Source organism: Streptomyces sporangiiformans, assembly GCF_005768555.2.
GTDB lineage: Bacteria > Actinomycetota > Actinomycetes > Streptomycetales > Streptomycetaceae > Streptomyces > Streptomyces sporangiiformans.
The window spans coordinates 34,200-52,435 of sequence record NZ_VCHX02000061.1 but is presented as its reverse complement, the minus strand read 5'-3'; the positions used below and the strand labels follow the sequence as shown (position 1 = coordinate 52,435).

Here is an 18,236-nt window from a genome sequence, read left to right as displayed (position 1 = left end):
TGGTCCCTCCCGCTTGCCACTGTCACATACGGCTCGTGCGTATCGGACGTTCACACCTGTGCGGCCACCCGGCACAGGGCCCTGCTTCAGTCGGCACCGTGATGGAAGCGGCGGTGCAGGGCGCGCACCTCGTCGGCCAGGCCGGGGATCGGCCCCTCCGCGATCACGCCCGGCGCGATCTCGCCGATCGGCAGCGTCCGGACCGGGGGAGCGGGTACGCCCCACTCGCCCAGCCAGGAGGCGAGTTGCTCGGACGACGCCACGTACACGATGCGGCCGAGCCCCACCCAGCCGTGTGCGGCCGCGCACATCGGGCAGTGTTCGCCCGAGGTGTAAACGGTCGCGGCGGCGCGCTCCTCGGGCGCCATGTGCGCCGCCGACCAGCGCGCCAGCTCGAACTCCGGGTGCCGGGTGCGGTCGCCGGAGGCCACCCGGTTGTGGTCCTCGGCCAGGACCGTGCCGTCCGCACCCACCAGCACCGAACCGAACGGCTCGTCGCCGACCTCCAGTGCCTCCCTCGCCAACTCCACACAGCGGCGCAGATACTTCAGTTCGGCGTCGTCGACCATTTCCGTACTCGCCTTCCTCGGGACCGGATTCCGGCGTGCAGGGTACGGGCTGCCACTAAATCGCGTTGCCCGCTCGGCATTTGCGTGTTGGAGTGACGGAATGGATCACGTGGCGGTGTTGGCGCTGTTCGACCGGGAGATGCGCGAGTGTGCGCGGCCCGACGGCCCTGGAGCCGTGGTGGAGCGGATGGGCGGGGTGGTGCGCCAGGTCGGCGCCGGGCAGGGCTGGAGCGGCGTGCTCTGGTCGGACCTGGCCGAGACGGACGCGGACGCGATGATCGCCGAGCAGGTGCGGTACTTCGCGGAGCTCGGCCGCGAGTTCGAGTGGAAGCTGTACGGCCACGACCTGCCGGTCGACCTGGGCCGGCGGCTGCGCGCCGCGGGGCTCACTCCCGAGCCCGAGGAGACGCTGATGATCGCCGATTGCGGCGAGCTGCGCCTCGACGCCCAGCCGCCCGAGGGCATCGAACTGCGCACCGTCACCGACAGCGCGGGCGTCGACCTCGTGGCGGACGTCCACGAGCAGGCCTTCGGGACGGACAGCTCCCGGCTTCGCCACCAGCTGCTCGCCCAGCTCGACGCGGACCCGGACACGGTCGTCGCCGTCGTGGCCCTCGCCGGTGGCGTGCCGGTGAGTTCGGCGCGTATGGAGTTCACGCCCGGCACACGGTTCGCGGGTCTGTGGGGCGGCGGCACCGTCCCGGACTGGCGTGGCCGCGGCATCTACCGCGCCCTGGTCGCCCACCGCGCCCGCATCGCCGCCGACCGCGGCTACCGCTATATCCAGGTCGACGCCTCCGACCAGAGCCGCCCCATCCTCCAACGGCTCGGCTTCGCACCGCTGACCACGACCACGCCGTACGTGTACGCCCCTCGCTGACGACCTTGGGCCTTGGGCGGCCGGGCCGCGTCCTTGGCATGCTGTTCGTCGGGGCACCGACGAGTGACCGCCCTCGTTCTCACAGATCGAGCTGGTACTCCACGGCCTTGTGCGTGGGCAGATAGCCGAGGGTGTCGTTGATGCCGCGCATGAGCGAGTTGCTGTCCGCCGTGTCGGTGAGCAGGCCGGCGAGGTCGGGGTGGCGTCGGCGGGCCAGCCGAATGGAATGGGCCTTCATCCAGAGTCCGAGGCCGTGTCCGCGGTGCTCAGGAAGCACGGCGGTGCCGTAATGCTGACCGTCGCCCCGCCCGCTGCCGGGAACGACCAGCTCGGAGAAGCCGACGACCGACCCGTCCGCCGTGTCCAGTACAGCGACGGTGTGCAGCAGATCACCGCGCTTCGCGATCACCTCGGCCGCCGACACCACCCGCTCCACGTCCCACACCACCGTGCCGTAGTCGGTCCCCTCCATCGGCATGTCGTCCATGGCCCGCCGCGACGCGGCGTAGGTCTGTGCCAGTGCGGACGGCACCGTGCCGTCCCAGTGCGTCATCCGGTAGCCGTCGTGGACCTGTTCGGCGATCGTGTCGATCCGGGTGAGATCGGCGTCGGCCAGCGGGAGCCGGGCGTACGTCAGCGTCAGTACTCGGCGAAAGCCGCGCGCCGCCAGGAACAGATCACCCGGGGAGCCCTCGTTCGTCTGCGCGAGGATCGACCGGCGCCCCTCGCTCCGCGCCGCCGCGACGGCCGCCTCCAGCAGGCGGGTACCCACGCCCTGCCGCCGCTCGGCCCGGTGCACGGCGACTTGGAGCTCGGCAAGGTGCTCCTGACCCTCTTTGGCGAACAGTCGCAGAAAGGCGGACCCGATCGGCACACCCTCGCTGTCCGACGCGAGCCAGGCCGAGCGGCGGCTCGACGCGGCGGGTTCGGGATCGGTGAGGGCGGTGATGCGAGGCGGCACGGTGTCTCCGTCACGGTCGGCTGCGTGGGTGAAGGTGATGATGAAAGCGGTGATGCAGGCGGTATGGAACCCGCGGAAGCTAGCCGTGACGGAGACAGGTGTGCAACAGATTTAGTGCCGTAGGCCGTGTGTTGTGTGTTGTCTGTAGTTTCGTGCGGTGGTCAGCGGCGCACCTTCGAGCGGTCCAGCGCGGCGACGCCCAGCGCCGCGAGTCCGATCTGGAACAGCCACTCGATCCAGTCCACCCCGTCGGTGTCGGCCACGTCGAACGCGGACGCGAGACCCGACCCGACGAGCGCGGCCGCGATGCCGACCAGAATGGTCCACAGGATGCCGATGCGCTGACGGCCCGGGACGACGAGCCTGCCGATCGTGCCGATGATGACACCGATCACGATGGCACTGATGATGCCCGAGATCTCCATCTCAGCCCCTTTTCGTCATACTCCTCACTGGTATGAGTGCCCCCTGGAGGTCGGCGCACTCCTGGTTTCGCCCTCGGTCAGCGTCGCTCGGGGGCGAGATCCGGGTCCGGAGGCATGGCGCATCGCACCGCGTCGCGGATCGCCGAGGCGGGGTCTCCGGAGTGGTAGATCCGCTCGGACGGTTCGATGCCGTCCAGGAACTCCTGGTAGCGGACCGCGTTCGCGAGAGGGGCGAGCGGCTCGGCCACGGCCAGGGCGCGTGCCGGGTCGCTGCCGGGCACATGGGCCTGCCATGCGTCGACCCACGCGCGGGCGGCGGTCGCCCGGACGGCTTCGGGAAGGAAGTCGTGCAGGCGCAGGCTGTCCAGGACCGGATGGCCCCAATGGGCGTCGGCGAAGTCGAGGATCACGGGTGTCCCGCCGTCGCTGCGCCAGTTGCCCGGATGGAAGTCACCGTGCACGACCGTGTCCGGCAGACCGCATTCGTCGAGCGCGGTCCAGCGTCCCGCCAACTCCCCGGCGACAGCGACCTCTTGTGCGGTCAGCTCGCAGGCGACCGGCCCGTCGAGCAGTTCCCGGACGCGCTCGGCCAGGACCGGTGTACGGCGGTCCGGAAGGCCGCGCGGGCGTTCGTCGGGCCGAGAGGCCAGCGCGGCCTGCGCGGCGACGAAGCGCCGCACTCCGGCGGCGATGGTCTCGGGCGAGGCGTTCCAGCAGTCCGCGCCGGGGATGTGCTCCATCAGGATGCGCCGGTCGGCGGAGCCGAGCACCCTCGGCACCAGGCCAGGATCGATGCGTGCGAACGCTGCGATGACCGCCGCCTCGTCGGCGGCGAAGTGCGGGGTGCTCTTGAGCCACACCGGACCTCGGGCGGTGGGCAGGCGGAAGAGCCCTGCCAGGTTCCAGGTGCGGCGTTGCTCCACCGGGCCGGTCACAGGCCGTCCCGCTGCCGCCAACGTACGCGCCGACCAGTCGAGAAGCTCCCGCAGTCCGTCGGCCCGCGCCCACGGCGCCCGCAGCGCCTCGTACCCGTTCAACTCGCCGACGTCAGGCGACGGTTCCCCCGCGGACAGCTCGTGCCCCGGCCGCTCCAGCGCCTCGACGTGGTACGTGACATGACCGTCCCGCCCGCCCTCGCCGCCTTCGACGGACAGCAGACGCAACACCCGCACCGGTACCCCGAGCGTCTGTCGCAACTGCCCGACGACCGGCTCGACTTCCGCCCACCACGGCACGTGGACGGAGAAGGTGCCCGTAACCCCGAGGAAGTCCTCGCCCGACGTCACCCAAGCACTGAAAGTTCGACTCACCGCGCCAGTGTGAGCGGGCCCGCCGCGCTCAGCCAGTGAATATTGTGCGGGAACGCGCCGGGGCCACGGCAATCCGTCAGGACAGGAGTGATGGGTGTGGAGGACGAATCGGCTCTCGCCGGGGGCTTCATCAACCAGGTCGTTCGCGTCGGCCCGACCGTGCGGCGCCGGTCGGGGGCCCGCTCGGACTTCGTCCGCGAACTCCTCACGCTGTTCGAGGAGCACGGCTGGAGCGGAGCGCCACGCCTGCTGGGCACGGACGACCAGGGGCGGGAGATCTACGAGTACCTCGAAGGGCAGGCTGCTCTGACTCCCGAGGAGCGTCGGCAGGCGGGCACGGACGAGGGTGTGGTGCGTGTGGCCCGACTCGTCCGCGCGTTCCATGACTTGACATGCGGTACGCCGCTGGCAGAGGACCAGGAGGTCGTGTGTCACAACGACCTGTCTCCCAGGAACACCATTTACCGGGGATGGCGCCCAGTGGCCTTCATCGACTGGGATCTCGCCGCACCGGGGAAACGCATCCACGACGTGGCCCACGTGTGCTGGCAGTACCTGGATCTCGGTCCGGGCGTCGCGGACATTCCGGAGGCTGCCCGGCGGCTGCGGATGATCTGTGACGCGTACGGGCCGGTCGAGCGCCCGGCGGTGGTGGAGACGGTGCTGTGGTGGCAGGACCGCTGCCGGCGAGGTATCGAGGCGGGTGCGGCCCGGGGCGAACCGGCCATGATCGGTCTCCGTGACCTGGGCGTGGTCGACGAGGTGCTTGCCGCCCATGAGTGGGTGCTCGCGCACCAGAAGGAACTGGCCGGCTGAGACTGTCGAAGCCGGAGACGCGCTGAGGTCGAATGTGCAGGTCCGGCGCCCTCTCCACCATTGACATGCAGGTAACTGCCTGCATAACGTGGAGTGTGCGATCAGAGAGGGACTCGGAGATGGACCAGGTCTTCAAGGCACTGGCGGACGGTACGCGTCGGCAGCTGCTCGACAGGCTGCACGAGCACAACGGGCAGACCCTGGGCGAGCTGTGTGAGCGCATCGCCATGACTCGTCAGTCCGTGACCCAGCACCTGGCTGTCCTGGAGGATGCCCATTTGGTCAGCACGGTGCGGCGGGGCCGGGAAAAGCTGCACTACCTCAATCCCGTACCGCTCCACGAGATGCAGGAGCGGTGGATCGACAAATTCGAGCGCCCACGCCTGCGTGCGCTCAGCGACCTCAAGCGACGAGCCGAGGAAGCCATGACTGACAAGCCGACGTTCGTGTACGTCACCTATATAGAGAGCACACCCGAAAAGGTCTGGGACGCTCTCACCGACGCCGACCTGACCGCCGCCTACTGGGGCCACAGCAACGTCTCGGACTGGAGGGCCGGCTCCCGCTGGGAGCACCGGCGCACGGACGGTTCGGGCATCGCCGACGTGGTGGGCACCGTCGTGGAGAGCGAACGGCCCGTCCGGCTGGTGACCACGTGGGCCGCGCCCGAGGACGAGGGGCAGCAGGACAGGTACTCCAGGGTCACCTTCGACATCCGGCCGCACGGCGGGATCGTCCGGCTCACCGTCACGCACGAGGACCTCGCCGACGAGGGCGAGGCCGCAGAGGCGGCCTCCGGCTGGGCGGCCGTTCTGTCGAATCTGAAGTCGCTCCTCGAGACCGGCAGCCCACTGCCGGAGGAGCCGTGGAGCGTACCGATCGGCTGACAGGGTGGAGCGCACCTACCGGCTCAGTCATGGACGTGAGTCGGCCGGCCCGTGACTGAACGCGCGGACCGGTCGACCGTCCTCATCCCCGCAGACACCCTGCTACGTCTGCGATGTGCGCCGTGCGCCTGCGCCCTTCGACTTCGCCGATGCGGCCGCGCAGATCAACCCCATCACCACGGCGAGACCGCCGATGATGGCGTTGTTCACGATGATGCCGGCGTCGGGGCTGTCGCCCACGACCCACGACGAGATGATCAGCCACACGCCCACGGCGGACATGGCCCAGCTCAGGCCATACATGCGCGCCGGAGTTGTGGTGAATCCGAGAGCCAGCACGCCTATAGCGATGCCCATGATGAGGTTGTGCGTCACGAGCGGGGGCTGGCTTGTCGTGTAGTGGAGGATCCACGGGGATGCGGCGCAGTACAGACCGAGCAGGAACACCGGTCCGTCCACGAGCGCCACATCGCGACCACCGAGCACGCGGTCGTACCGCTCCCGCATCTCGGATACATCAGGGTGGGTGGTGATGTCACCTCTGGTGTGTGAGACGTTGGACATGACTCGTCTCCTTTGTTCTCTGCCGGCCTGACCGCTCTGGTGTGGTGTGCGGTAAGCGCCGCCTACGTCCATTCTGCGCTTATTTCTCCTTTATGTGTAGTGGTGAGCGAGTCCATAGAGGCAGGAGGGGAAGCGGGCCACCGAAGCTGCTTCGCAGCGTGATGAGCTGCAACGTCCCGTGTTCCTGGAGGGGCCGAGGGTGGACGTGAATGACGTGCTCGCACGGATACCCGCGGACATGTGGGCGACCCCGTACGCCGGGGCACGGTTTCCGGGATCCGCGGCGGTACGCGACCGACCGGGCCTCACCGACGGCGCCAACTGCCAGTTGTTCGCGTACGCGGTCCTCGAACTCTTCGGTCTGGCGCCCGAGGCCTGGCGTTCCAGCGACCTGTGGGCCGATGCGCGACGAACGCGCCGCGTCACGGTTGCTCAACCCCTCGATCTCGCCCTCTTCAACGCCACCGACGAGGCATGGGGCGCGCACATAGGCGTAGTCGTGGGGCAGGACCGGATCCTTCATCTCTGTGCGGAGGCCGGGCGTCCAGCGGTGTGGACCATGGGGGAGTTCGCCGCCCGAGACCGGTACCGGACCTTGCTGGGCTTCAAGCGGATGCTGCGGTGTCCCTGGGAGGACCGGGAGGGCCGGGAGGACCCGGAAACCCCCGAGAGCCCGGAGGAAACGATGCCGCGGCAGGCTGAACCGCCGCCTGGATGACCGCCGTTGGCGCTGCCGCGGCTGTCACGGCCGTGACAGCCGTGACAGCCTTCGCGGGCACAGGAGGCCCTCGTCAGCAGCTGTCCGCCAACGAGCCGAGGTGTGCCGCCCTCGTCTCGGCGGTCTGCCCCTGCACCAGCAGGAACATCCCCTCGCGCGCCAGTCGCTGGGCCCGGCTGCCCAGCGCCATCGACCTTCCGCCACCGGCGACCAGGGCCGCGGTCGTCGCCGCGCGCATCAGGTGGTGAGCCTGCGTCCGGTACGCCAGCCGCTCCTCGATGTACTCGTGCGGCACCGGGTGATCGGCGAGGGCGTAGGCCTGGCGGCGGACCCTGTCGAGGCGGATGCGCAGCGCGCGGCCGGTTTCCTTGGTGTCGCGTTCGCCGGCCTCCTCCAGGATCTGAAGTGCCGCGTGCGCGACGCCGAAGACCGCCGGATTGGCATTGGCGCTCTTGGCCCGGTCCGCGGCCGACCACTTCTCGTACGAGGTCCGCAGTGCGATGGCATCCTCGGGCACCCACAGACCCGTCAGATCGAGGGAGACGGTGCGCGCGGCGGTCAGTGCGGCGAGGCGCATCGGGTGAGAGGGGCGAACACCCGGCCGCTCGCGTGCCTCGGTGAAGGCGAACAGCACCTCGTTCTCGGCGGTCACGCCCGCGAGCATCATCACGTCGTTGAGGCCCCAGCCCGTGTACCAGGCGACCCGGCCGTCGAAGCGCACACCCCCGCTCTCGGGCGTGACCCGGACCGGAACGCGGGGGAACGCGCGCAGATGCGAGTAGGCGACTCCGGAGAGCAGTTCGCCCTCGGCCAGGCGGCGCAACAGCTGTTCCCGGATGGGCAGTTCGCTCTCGACCAGGGTCTTCAGGGGGGCGTTGTGCTGTGTCTGCACGAACCAGGTGGAGCAGCACGATCCAGCCAGGATCTCCGCGATCTCGCGGACCACCGCGGCGGGTGCCGCCGAGCCGCCGTACGCCATCGGCGCGGTCGCCCCGAGCAGCCCCGACGCCTTGAGGGCCTCGATGTGACTCGTGGGCACACTCTCCTGGTCCACCTGCTCCGCCCACGGCGCGAGTACTTCCGTGGCGAGGTGCCGCGCTCGGACGAGCAGGGGGTGAGGCGCAGTGCTCATGCGAGATCTCCCGGTGTCGTGGCAGCGTCCTCGTTCGTCCCTACGGGCCGTTCGTCTCCACTTCGTCCCTACGGGCAGAGAGTGGAACACCGGCAGACAAGCCTGGAGGCCGACACTACGCCAAGCAGGACACGCCGTAACACCTGTTCACACGCTCAACGCCTCCCGCAAGTGGCCGTCGTCACGCGCCTTCCTCGGTCGCCTCCGGGGCGGTGAAGACGGTGAGCGCGTCGCGGAGGGCGGCGATGTCATGCGTACGGACCGAATGATCCTTCTCCGGCAATCGCCACCGGCAACGGCTCCAGAAATAGCCGGGAAAATCAACAGCGCGGCCGACATGATTCATTTCACCGGGTTTTTCCCGTAATGCGCTGCGGTCTACGAGCGAGCAACCAGGTGTACGGTAACTGAGCGAACCTGATGTGTGTGGCGTGGCGACGGTAATTCAGGATTCCAGCGGCCCGAAACGGGAAGAGAAGCTGAGCGCGATGGAGATGATCATCAAGGCGCTGGACGAGGATCCCGTTCCGCTGCCCCGGGTGGACGAGGACGACGACGAGGCCGACGGCCCAGTCCCTCAACTCGCCTCGGGCAGCGCCACGGTTGACCAAGTACGGGACTATCTCAAAATCATCGCCCGTGTCCGTCTCCTCAGCGCCCAGCAGGAGGTGGAGATCGCGAAGCGTATCGAGGCCGGCCTGCTCGCCCAGAACAAGCTCGAGGAAGACCCTGGCCTGCTGGATCCGCGCTTCCGCCGGGAGTTGGAGATCCTCGCCGAGGACGGACGCAGGGCGAAATCCCACCTCATCGAGGCGAATCTGCGACTGGTCGTCTCCATCGCCAAACGCTACAGCAGACGCGGGCTCATGTTTCTCGACCTGATTCAAGAGGGAAACACGGGCCTGATTCGTGCCGTCGAGAAGTTCGACTACACCAGAGGGTTCAAGTTCTCGACGTACGCGACCTGGTGGATACGCCAGGCGATATCGCGCGCCCTGGCCGATCAGAGCCGGATCATCCGGATTCCGGTCCACATGGTGGAGATGATCAACAGAGTGGCAAAGGTCCGTCGGGAAATGCTCCAGGACCTGGGCGTCGATCCGACACTGGAGGAACTGGCCGAGCAGCTGGACGTCCCCGTGGCGAAGATCATAGAGGTCGACGGGTACACCAAGGATCCTGTCTCGCTTCACATGCCGTTGGGAGAGGAAGGCGGCACCGAACTCGGTGACGTAATTGAGGACACCGAGACCGTCTCTCCTTCGGACATGGTCACGTTCCTGCTGCTCAAGGACGAAATCAAGGCCCTCCTCGCCACGATGACACCACGCGAGGCCGGGATCATCTCCCTGCGGTACGGCCTCGACGACGGCCGGACGAAGACCTTGGAAGAGATCGGCCAGGTGTACGGAGTGACGCGAGAGCGCATCCGCCAGATCGAGGCCAAGACGATGTCCAAGCTCCGCCACCCCACACGCTCCCAGGCGCTGCAGGATTACCGCGACATCGACTGATCGGCGCCGGTCTCGTCCGCCTCCTGCTCCAGTGCCTGCTTCTTCGAGGCGCGCAGGCTGGTCACGGTGGTCACGGCGAGTACCAGGACGATGAAGCCGAGCGAGAAGGGGATGGAGATCTCGGGAACGTGGACTCCGGACTCGTGCAGCGCGTGCAGCACGAGCTTGACGCCGATGAACCCGAGGATGATCGACAGACCGTAGCTCAGGTGGACCAGCCTCTTGAGCAGTCCGCCGATGAGGAAGTACAGCTGCCGTAGTCCCATCAGCGCGAAGGCGTTGGCGGTGAAGACGATGTACGGGTCCTTGGTCAGCCCGTAGATGGCGGGGATCGAGTCCAGCGCGAACAGCACGTCCGTGGAGCCGATGGCCAGCATGACGACCATCATCGGCGTCATCACGCGCTTGCCGTTCTCCACGATGAACAGCTTGGTGCCGTGATAGCGGTCGGCGACACCGAAGCGCTGCTCGGCGGCCTTGAGCAGCTTGTTCTCCTCGTACTCCTCGTCGTGCTGGTCATGGCGGGCGTCCTGGACGAGCTTCCAGGCGGTCCAGATCAGGAAGGCGCCGAAGAGGTAGAAGACCCACGAGAAGGTCGAGATGATCGCGGCACCGGCCGCGATGAACACCGTGCGCAGCACCAGCGCTATCAGGACGCCGATCATCAGGACCCGCTGCTGGTACTGCGGCGGCACCGAGAACTTCGCCATGATCAGTACGAAGACGAAGAGGTTGTCGACGCTCAGCGACTTCTCCGTGATGAACCCCGCGAAGAACTCGCCGGCCGGCTGAGCACCGCCGAAGGTCAGCAGGCCGAGCCCGAAGAGCACGGCCAGGGCGATCCAGACGGCCGACCAGATGCCGGCTTCCTTGATCGACACCTCGTGCGGCTTGCGCCCGATGAAGAAGTCCACGGCGATGAGCGCGCACAGTGCTGCGACGGTCAGCACCCAGATGTTGAGAGTTACGTTCACTGTTCCTCCGGAGACTGAGGTGAGAATCATTGTCACCAGCGGGGCGTTTTGGCAACGCCCCGCTCATCCGCCGGAACCGTGGATTCTGCCGTCAGCCGCCGATTCTGGCCGCGATGACCGGTGCGAGCCGGTCGGCGATGTGGCGGTGCCCCTGCTCGTTGGGGTGGACCGAGTCCGTGAGGTCGCCCGAGCCCAGCCAGCCCGTCGTGTCGACGAAGGAGACCCGCAAGTCGCCGCCGTCGACAGCCGCCTTCACGGCCGCCTCGGTCTGCGGGACGTACCGTCCGCGGAAGGTCTCCATCGCGAAGATCCACGCCTGCGGGTAGGCGGCGCGTACCTTGCGCAGCAGGCTGGTGTACGCCGACTGGAACTGCGCGGAACTCACCCCGTGGCCGACGTCGTTGGTGCCCAGGTTGATGACGACCGCGTCCGCCCGGTAGCGGGAGAAGTTCCAGTCGGGGGTGGACGCGTTGGGGTTGAGCTTGCTGAACTGCCGTTCCAGGCCCACGCATCCGTCTGCCGCGGCGACCAGACAGGCGCCGCCCTGGGCGATCTGGGTGTGCTCGGCGCCGAGCCGTTCTCCGGTCAGCCAGCCGTACGCGGTCCGGGCGTTCTGCGAGGACGTCGTTCCCACGGTGATGGAGTCGCCGATGAACTCGATGAGTTTGGACGGGGAGGACGGCGCGAAGGTCGTCGCGCCGCTGTCGAGGACGAGCCCTTGGAAGACGGCGTCGCCTCGGTAGGAGCCCGCGACCACCTGGTAGTTGACCTGGAGGGTGTGGTTGCCGGCGGACAGCGCCGACGGGGTCAGATTCACCGTCCCTTTGACGTCGTCGTAGAACTTCACGGGCCCGTTGTCGATCCGCGCCCAGAAGTCGATCGTGCCCCGCTGCTTCAGCTTGACGGTCCTGCCCGTGAAGCCGACCCGGTAGTAAGCACCTGCCCAGTACGGGGTGTAGAGCGTGCTGGAGCTCTGGGTGTCCCAGCGACCGACGAACTTGATGTGGGGATCCCCCGGCTGGCCGGGAGCCGCGGCCGCTGCCGCTGCCTCTGTCGCCGCCCCGGCGGAACGGGCGGTGGCGCTGCCCAGTTCGGCACGGACGACCGGGGCCAGACGACTGGCGAACTTGGTGTGGCCCGACTCGTTGGGATGCCCGTTGCCGTCCTCGTAGTCGGCGCCGTCGGTGAGCCAGCCCGTGGTGTCGACGTACCGCACCTTGGTGTCGCCGGCGCTGTTGCGGGCGCGGACTGCGGCCTTGGTCTCGGTGACGTAGCGCTTCTTGAGCGTCTGCACCGCGAAGAGCGCGGCGTTCGGGTACTTCGCGCGGATGTCGCGCAGGAACGTGGTGTACGCCGACTGGAACGTGGCACCGGAGACGCCGTGCCCGATGTCGTTCGTGCCGAGATTGATGACCACCGCGCTCGCCTGATAGCGCGAGAAGTCCCAGTTCTGGCTGCCGGTACTGCCCGTCCTGAAGAACTGGCCGCTCAGCCCGGTACATCCGGACTGGGCGACCAGACAGTAGCCGGCGCGGGCTATCTGCGTATGTCGCATGTTCAGCTGCTCGCCGGTCTTCCAGGCGTACGAGTCGAGCGCCAGCCGGTCGGTCAGGGCGCCGGCGGTGATGGAGTCGCCGACGAACTCGATCAGCCCCGACGGCACGCTCGGACTGACCGTGCGCGCGCCGGAGTCCAGTACCAGGCCCTGGAAGACGGTGTCGCCGGAGCGATAGGAGATCCGGAGAGTGTGGGTGCCCGCGGGCAGCGGCTGCGGGGTGAGGTTCACCGTGCCACGCACGCCCGCGTGGAAGACGTCGGGTTTGCCGTCGATGCTCACGTAGAGGTTGACGGCGTCTCGGGCCTTGACCTTCACCGTGGTGCCGGTGAAGGAGGTCCGCAGATACGCGCCGGTCCAGCCGGGCACGGCCGCGGTGCCTGAACCCGTGTCCCAGCGCCCGACGTAGACGATGTTCGGGTCCGAGACCGAGCCGTCGCCCGGAGCGGCATGCGCGGGGGCGCCGCCCGTCCAGGACAGCAGGCAGGCTACGAGGGCCGCGGTGAGGACGGCTTGCAGGGCGCGTCTGAGGTGGCGGTGCGGCGCGCGCCAGTGGGGGGTGGTCTGCACGGAGTTCCCTTTCCACAGAAGGGGGTTGGGAGCCGACACAGGACATGGGAGCGCTCCCAGAGCAGCTTTTCGAGAGAAGCAATGAAACGGTTCAGCGTCAAGGGATCCGGCGTCGATTTCTGGCATGTACGCGAAGGGAATGCTTGCGCGAGAGGGGTTCGTCAGGGGTCGAGATGTTCGGCTGGGCGAACGGATCGTCATGCGGATAGAAAGCGCTGTCACGCCTCTCGACAAGCCCTGATGCGCCGCCCCATCCTTCAGCAGACGCGATGCATGGCATGAGCGTGACAGGAGGATCCATGATCAGACGCAGGGCACTACTGGCTGCGGCGGGCGGTACGTTTCTCGGTGGCGCCCTGGCGACGGGAACCGCACGGGCCGACGCGACCATCGCGGTCAACCCCGGTGCGACCTACGGACGTTGGGACGGCTGGGGCACGTCGTTGGCGTGGTGGGCCAATGTGTTCGGGCAGCGGGACGACTTCGCCGACATCTTCTTCACCACGAAGTCCGTCGCGTACAACGGCAGAACGCTTCCGGGTCTGGGTCTGAACATCGCCCGCTACAACCTCGGCGCGTGCAGTTGGAACAGCGTCGGCGGCGAAAGCATGGTCGCCTCGCCCAACATCCCGCGCTTCAAGCAGATCGAGGGCTTCTGGCAGGACTGGAACAACGAGGATCCGGCCTCGTCCGCCTGGAAGTGGTCCGCGGACGCCGCCCAGCGCGCCGCGCTCGTCAAGGCGACCGGGCGGGGCGCGGTCAGCGAGCTGTTCGCCAACTCACCGATGTGGTGGATGTGCCTCAACCACAACCCCTCGGGCGCGTCCGGCGGCGGCAACAACCTCCAGTCGTGGAACTACCGTCAGCACGCCTCCCACCTGGCGGCCGTCGCTCTGTACGCCAAGAACAACTGGGGCGTGAACTTCGCGACCGTCGATCCCTTCAACGAGCCCTCGTCCGACTGGTGGACCGCCACCGGTGCGCAGGAGGGCTGCCACATGGACGCCTCCGTCCAGTCGGCCGTCCTCCCGCACCTGCGCAGCGAGCTCGACAAGCGCGGACTGACGGGAACACGGATCTCCGCCTCCGACGAGACCAGCTACGACCTGGCACGCACGACGTGGAACTCGTTCAGCTCGTCGACCAAGGCGCTCGTGGGCCGCTTCAACGTGCACGGCTACCAGGGCTCCGGCGGCCGCCGGGACCTCCTCTACACCGACGTCGTCACCACGGCGCGCAAGCAGCTGTGGAACTCCGAGTACGGCGACAAGGACGGCACGGGCCTCACCCTGGCGAGCAACCTGTGCCTGGACTTCCGCTGGCTGCACCCCACGGCCTGGTGCTACTGGCAGGTGATGGACCCGACCGCAGGCTGGGCACTGATCCACTACGACCCGAGCACCCTCCAGGCCGGCGCCGTCCAGACCAAGTACTACGTGATGGCCCAGTTCAGCCGGCACATCCGCCCCGGGATGACGATCCTGGACACAGGTGTCGGCTACGCGGTGGCCGCCCTGGACGCTGCTGCCCGACGCCTGGTCATCGTGGCCGTCAACACGGGCGCGGCCCAGACCCTCACGTTCGACCTCTCCCGCTTCGGCACCGTGACGGGCGGCTCCGGAGGCGTGGTCCGCCGCTGGAACACGGTCACCGCCGGTGGTGGCGACCTGTACACGGAACGCGCGGACACGTACCTCAGCGGCAAGCTGCTGCGCGTGCCGTTCGCGGCGGGTTCCGTGCAGACGCTTCAGGTGGAGGGCGTGGCGGTGTGAGCCGCGGGCCCTGCCAGGGGCAGGGCCCGCGCGGCACACGAAAGACCTACGAGACGGGCTCCCTGCGCCGGTATTGTCCGGATCAGGTAGTGGGGGTCGCCTTCCAGTCTCTCGACCTTCTGGCCTCTCAGCCCAACCGTCGACGTCGGCCTAAGCGGAAGCCGTCACTGCACTTCACGCCCAAGTCGGCTACTCCGGTTGAACTCCCTCGCTCGTCCCGCAGGCCGACTTTCATTCTAGCGCTGCCAATAGCATATGAAAGCCCTCAAATCATGATTTTTTGCCCGGTGTTGCCACCACTCAGTGGGGGTGATGGGGCTTGTGGGACGGATGGGAAATTTCGTTGCTCGAGTGACAGATGAGCCTCCGGCCCCGCGGATCACTCAGGGGATCACTCGTTGTGGAGGACCTCCGCGATCGTCAGGCGGGCCGCCCTGCGTGAGGGGACCAAGGCGCCGACGCTGGTGATCGTGAGGCCCGCGAAGGCGAGGGCCGTGAGGGCGGAGGGCTGCCAGACGTCCGTCATGTACGCGGGCAGGGCGAGGTCCACCGCGTCGGTCATCTCCGGCACGATCAGGTGGTGGCCGAGGATGCCGAGGGGGATGCCGAGCAGGCTTCCGGCCAGGCCCAGGGCCGCCATCGAGGACACCATCATCACGGTCACCTGACGCGGCGTCATGCCGATGGACTTGAGCATGCCCAGGTCGCGGCGGCGTTCCCGGGTGTTGAGGACGACCGTGTTGAAGACGCCGAGGGAGGCGACCGCCGCCAGCATCAGGGTGAGGACCGATGCCGAGCCGACGATGGTCTGGGTGATGGCGTTCGGCCCGTTCGCCGTCGGGCTGATGCCGGCGTCGGCGGCCCGGGCCGCGGCCATATAGGCTGCCGTGTCCGCCCCGTCGGCGAGCCTGACGTGGTACGCGATGGCCTCCTCCTCCGGCGACACCGCGATCATCGTCGACCAATTCGAGTACACGGTGCGGGAGTTGCCAGCCATGGCCTCACCGACCACGGTGACGCGTTCCCGGTGGCCGCCCTTCTCCAGGAGGATGCGGTCGCCGACCTTCAAGTCACGTTCGCGCAGGAACGGTGTCGGGGCGACGATCTCACCCGCGTCACGCATCCACCGTCCCTCGACGAGTACATCGCCCAGGTCGGTCCTGTCGCCGCGACGGCCCTCGACCCCCACGCCTTGCGGGTACCCGGCGACGCGAACGTGGGCGTACCCCCGCGCGGTCACCTCACTAGCGCCTGGCAGGGAACGCAGGAGCGACTGGAGATCCCGGTCGCTGTGCTCCGGGTCGACCTCTCGGCCGTCCTTGAACGTGCCTGCGTACACCACGACTTGGTACGCGTCCTCACCCACGCTCCCGAACCGGTGCATCGTCGTGGCCAGGCCCGTCGCGAACGTCACGGTGGTCACCCCGAGGACGACGGCCGCCAGCGTGAGGGCGCTGCGTCCCGGTCGGGCGAACGGCAGCCCCAGGCCCAGACTGACCGAGCGGGGCAGCCTGCTGCTCGCCAGCCGGCGCTGGATGCGCAGAGCGCGCCCGGCGCGCTGTGCGCTGCCCGCGCTGATCGCCCGGGCAGCGGACATACGGTGCGCGCGCGATGCGGGGAAGAACGCGGCGAGGACGACCACGGACGGCAGACCCAGCAGGGCGACGGCGTTCACCCAGGTCGGAACACCACCGACGCTGCTGTGCATCACCCCCGCGTCGGGTCCCGTGAACGCGAACTCCAGCAGGGGCCGTGCCAGGAGGTTGCCGGCGACGGTCCCGAGCACGCAGCCGACGACCGCCGGTACGGACACCATCGTGAGGTAGATCGCGAGCACCTGCCCGGGCGTGAAGCCGATGGCCTTGAGGATCCCGATGTGCCGGAAGCCCGAGATGACCGCACCGCCCACCACGTTGGCGACGATCAGCACCGCCACCACGATTCCGAGAACTCCGAAGGTCATCAGGTACGGGGCATAGGCGTTGGCCGAGCTGCCGATCTGCCGCTTGATGGTGAGGTACGACTGCGATGCCGTCAGCGAGTCCGACGGCAACTCCTCGGTCACCGCGGACAGGCCCGCGCGGATCCAGCTGGCCGTCGAGGAGTCGTTGAAGCGGAAGAGCATCTGCGTGGTGGTCGGGCGCAGGCCGGTGATCTGTCCCGGCGCGACCCAGGCGTCGGCCGACCGGCTCAGGCTGAAGGCGTACCCGACAACGGTGAGGCTCGGGCCGCCGGGGACCTCGAGCTGCTTGCCCAGTTCGTCCGTCCCCCAGCCATGAGCGCGGTTCAGGACGATCTCACCGGGGCGGTCGGCCCAGCGGCCGGCCCAAAGGTCCAACCGGTCCACCGGGCCGCCGGGAGCGGCGCGGCCGACAACCGCCATGCCGGTGTCCATACCGAACGACGAGGCGGTTTTCCGCGGCAGTTCGAGCACAGCCCGCCGGAAGGGCCCCGAAGCGGCCTCCACGCCCGGCTGCCGGGCCGCCCGCGTGAGCTGTGAGTCCGAAACCCTGCCGGAGTCGAACAGCGCGACGGCATGGGCGCCGCGCTGCTTGCCGAAGGCGCGGTCGAAAGGGGCGGACGCGGCGTCCAGCAGGCCCAGCGCGACCACGATCGTCCCCGTGGACATCAGGACCACGAGGCCGATCACGAACGTCTGGATCCTGCGGCGGCGTACGGCCCCACGCGCGGCCCGCCATACGGCGCTCACGCGGTCCGCCCCAGGCTGTGCGCGTCGTTCTTCTCGTCCTCGGTGAGGCCGTGTTCGCCGTCGTCCAGACTGTGCTCACCGACCACGCGGCCGTCGGCCAGTTCGACCAGCCGACTGGCGCAGCGCTGTGCCAGTCGCTCGTCGTGCGTCACCAGGAGCAGGGTCTGGCCGATCTGGTTGAGGTCGAGCAGCAGGTCCATCACCTGCTCGCCGGCCCGGCTGTCCAGGGCGCCGGTCGGTTCGTCGGCCAGCAGCAGGGCGGGGCGGTTCATCAGGGCACGGGCGACGCCGACGCGCTGGCGCTCGCCACCGCTGAGTACCGCGGGATAGGCGTTCCTCCTGTCGGCGATTCCGAGTTCGTCGAACAGTTCCAGCGCACGCCTGCGCGCCTGTCCGGCCGGGGTCCCGGTCAGCTGTGCGGCCAGCGCGACGTTGTCCAGGGCGGACAGGTCGTCGATGAGGTTGAAGAACTGGAAGATCATGCCGATGTGGCGGCGCCGGTACAGCGCCAGCGCCTTCTCGCCGAGTCGTCCCACATCCTCTCCGTGCACGACGACCGAGCCCGACGTCGGGCGGTCGAGGCCGGCGATCATGTTGAGCAGCGTGGACTTGCCGCAGCCCGACGGTCCCATCACCGCGACCGCCTCTCCGGCGCTGATCTCCAGCGACACACCGTCCAGCGCCGCCGTCTCGCCGTACTCCTTGCGTACGTCCTCCAGCCGTACGACGACCTGTCCGGCCGCCGGTTCCGTCTGTCCCGTGCTCTCTCCTATGACCATGCACAGGACGGTAGAGCGGCGGACGCGGCCGGACATCCGTCCCGGGATGGCAAACTCCGGAGCGACGCGGCGCGCCTCGTCCCAGGGATGCAGGGGCCTG

General features: G+C 68.5%; 15 protein-coding genes and 1 pseudogene. 6 read left to right on the top strand and 10 right to left on the bottom strand.

Translation table 11 applies throughout. The annotated features are described in order from the left end of the window. Positions 1-86: 86 nt before the first annotated feature. Entirely contained in the window at positions 87-569 is a 483-nt protein-coding gene (locus FGD71_RS05680; RefSeq protein ID WP_119099271.1) for a nucleoside deaminase, read from the bottom strand. Between the two features lie 100 nt (positions 570-669). Between FGD71_RS05680 and FGD71_RS05675 the strand changes: the two genes are divergently transcribed. Continuing rightward, entirely contained in the window at positions 670-1,449 is a 780-nt protein-coding gene (locus tag FGD71_RS05675) for a GNAT family N-acetyltransferase (protein WP_119099270.1), read from the top strand. A gap of 79 nt (positions 1,450-1,528) precedes the next feature. Here the strand turns inward: FGD71_RS05675 and FGD71_RS05670 are convergent, their stop codons facing one another. The 3 genes from FGD71_RS05670 to FGD71_RS05660 form a co-directional block, all read right to left on the bottom strand. Further along, positions 1,529-2,410, bottom strand: a complete 882-nt coding sequence (locus FGD71_RS05670) for a GNAT family N-acetyltransferase (protein ID WP_119099269.1) — start codon at positions 2,408-2,410, stop codon at positions 1,529-1,531. A gap of 161 nt (positions 2,411-2,571) precedes the next feature. Continuing rightward, positions 2,572-2,835 carry a GlsB/YeaQ/YmgE family stress response membrane protein gene (locus FGD71_RS05665; protein ID WP_119099268.1) on the bottom strand — a complete coding sequence of 88 codons (264 nt, stop codon included), beginning with the start codon at positions 2,833-2,835 and terminating at the stop codon, positions 2,572-2,574. Positions 2,836-2,912: 77 nt separating this feature from the next. Continuing rightward, entirely contained in the window at positions 2,913-4,145 is a 1,233-nt protein-coding gene (locus tag FGD71_RS05660; RefSeq protein ID WP_240436412.1) for an aminoglycoside phosphotransferase family protein, read from the bottom strand. Between the two features lie 90 nt (positions 4,146-4,235). Between FGD71_RS05660 and FGD71_RS05655 the strand changes: the two genes are divergently transcribed. Together FGD71_RS05655 and FGD71_RS05650 are read left to right on the top strand one after the other, a co-directional pair. Beyond that, positions 4,236-4,961, top strand: coding sequence for a phosphotransferase (locus FGD71_RS05655; protein ID WP_119099266.1), 726 nt, complete (start codon positions 4,236-4,238; stop codon positions 4,959-4,961). A gap of 119 nt (positions 4,962-5,080) precedes the next feature. Then, a complete protein-coding gene (locus FGD71_RS05650; RefSeq protein WP_119099265.1) occupies positions 5,081-5,848 on the top strand; it encodes an ArsR/SmtB family transcription factor in 768 nt (255 codons plus the stop codon). Between the two features lie 102 nt (positions 5,849-5,950). Here FGD71_RS05650 and FGD71_RS05645 read toward each other — a convergent pair whose 3' ends face one another. After that, positions 5,951-6,412 (bottom strand): SPW repeat protein, encoded by a 462-nt coding sequence (locus tag FGD71_RS05645; protein WP_119099264.1) that lies wholly within the window; start codon positions 6,410-6,412, stop codon positions 5,951-5,953. A 199-nt stretch (positions 6,413-6,611) separates the two neighbouring features. Here FGD71_RS05645 and FGD71_RS05640 point away from each other — a divergent pair, with 199 nt between their 5' ends. After that, the gene (locus FGD71_RS05640) at positions 6,612-7,130 is read left to right on the top strand and encodes a hydrolase (protein ID WP_240436411.1); all 519 of its coding nucleotides are present in this window, start codon (positions 6,612-6,614) and stop codon (positions 7,128-7,130) included. 73 nt (positions 7,131-7,203) lie between these two features. Here the strand turns inward: FGD71_RS05640 and FGD71_RS05635 are convergent, their stop codons facing one another. Next, positions 7,204-8,262 (bottom strand): acyl-CoA dehydrogenase family protein, encoded by a 1,059-nt coding sequence (locus FGD71_RS05635; protein ID WP_119099263.1) that lies wholly within the window; start codon positions 8,260-8,262, stop codon positions 7,204-7,206. Between the two features lie 437 nt (positions 8,263-8,699). Here FGD71_RS05635 and FGD71_RS05630 point away from each other — a divergent pair. Continuing rightward, positions 8,700-9,776, top strand: a pseudogene (locus FGD71_RS05630) (RNA polymerase sigma factor); the annotation flags it as partial. Here FGD71_RS05630 and FGD71_RS05625 read toward each other — a convergent pair. Continuing rightward, positions 9,758-10,750 (bottom strand): TerC family protein, encoded by a 993-nt coding sequence (locus FGD71_RS05625; protein ID WP_119099261.1) that lies wholly within the window; start codon positions 10,748-10,750, stop codon positions 9,758-9,760. The pseudogene FGD71_RS05630 and the gene FGD71_RS05625 sit on opposite strands and share 19 nt — an antisense overlap. A 91-nt stretch (positions 10,751-10,841) precedes the next feature. Further along, positions 10,842-12,875 (bottom strand): GDSL-type esterase/lipase family protein, encoded by a 2,034-nt coding sequence (locus FGD71_RS05620; protein ID WP_119099260.1) that lies wholly within the window; start codon positions 12,873-12,875, stop codon positions 10,842-10,844. A 299-nt stretch (positions 12,876-13,174) separates the two neighbouring features. Between FGD71_RS05620 and FGD71_RS05615 the strand changes: the two genes are divergently transcribed. Then, positions 13,175-14,647, top strand: coding sequence for a glycoside hydrolase (locus FGD71_RS05615; RefSeq protein ID WP_119099259.1), 1,473 nt, complete (start codon positions 13,175-13,177; stop codon positions 14,645-14,647). Positions 14,648-15,038: 391 nt separating this feature from the next. Here FGD71_RS05615 and FGD71_RS05610 read toward each other — a convergent pair whose 3' ends face one another. Beyond that, positions 15,039-17,357: an ABC transporter permease gene (locus FGD71_RS05610; protein ID WP_119099258.1), complete on the bottom strand. Its 2,319-nt coding sequence runs from the start codon at positions 17,355-17,357 to the stop codon at positions 15,039-15,041. Further along, entirely contained in the window at positions 17,354-18,136 is a 783-nt protein-coding gene (locus FGD71_RS05605; RefSeq protein WP_119099292.1) for an ABC transporter ATP-binding protein, read from the bottom strand. The genes FGD71_RS05610 and FGD71_RS05605 overlap by 4 nt, the downstream gene beginning before the upstream one ends. Positions 18,137-18,236: the final 100 nt, after the last annotated feature.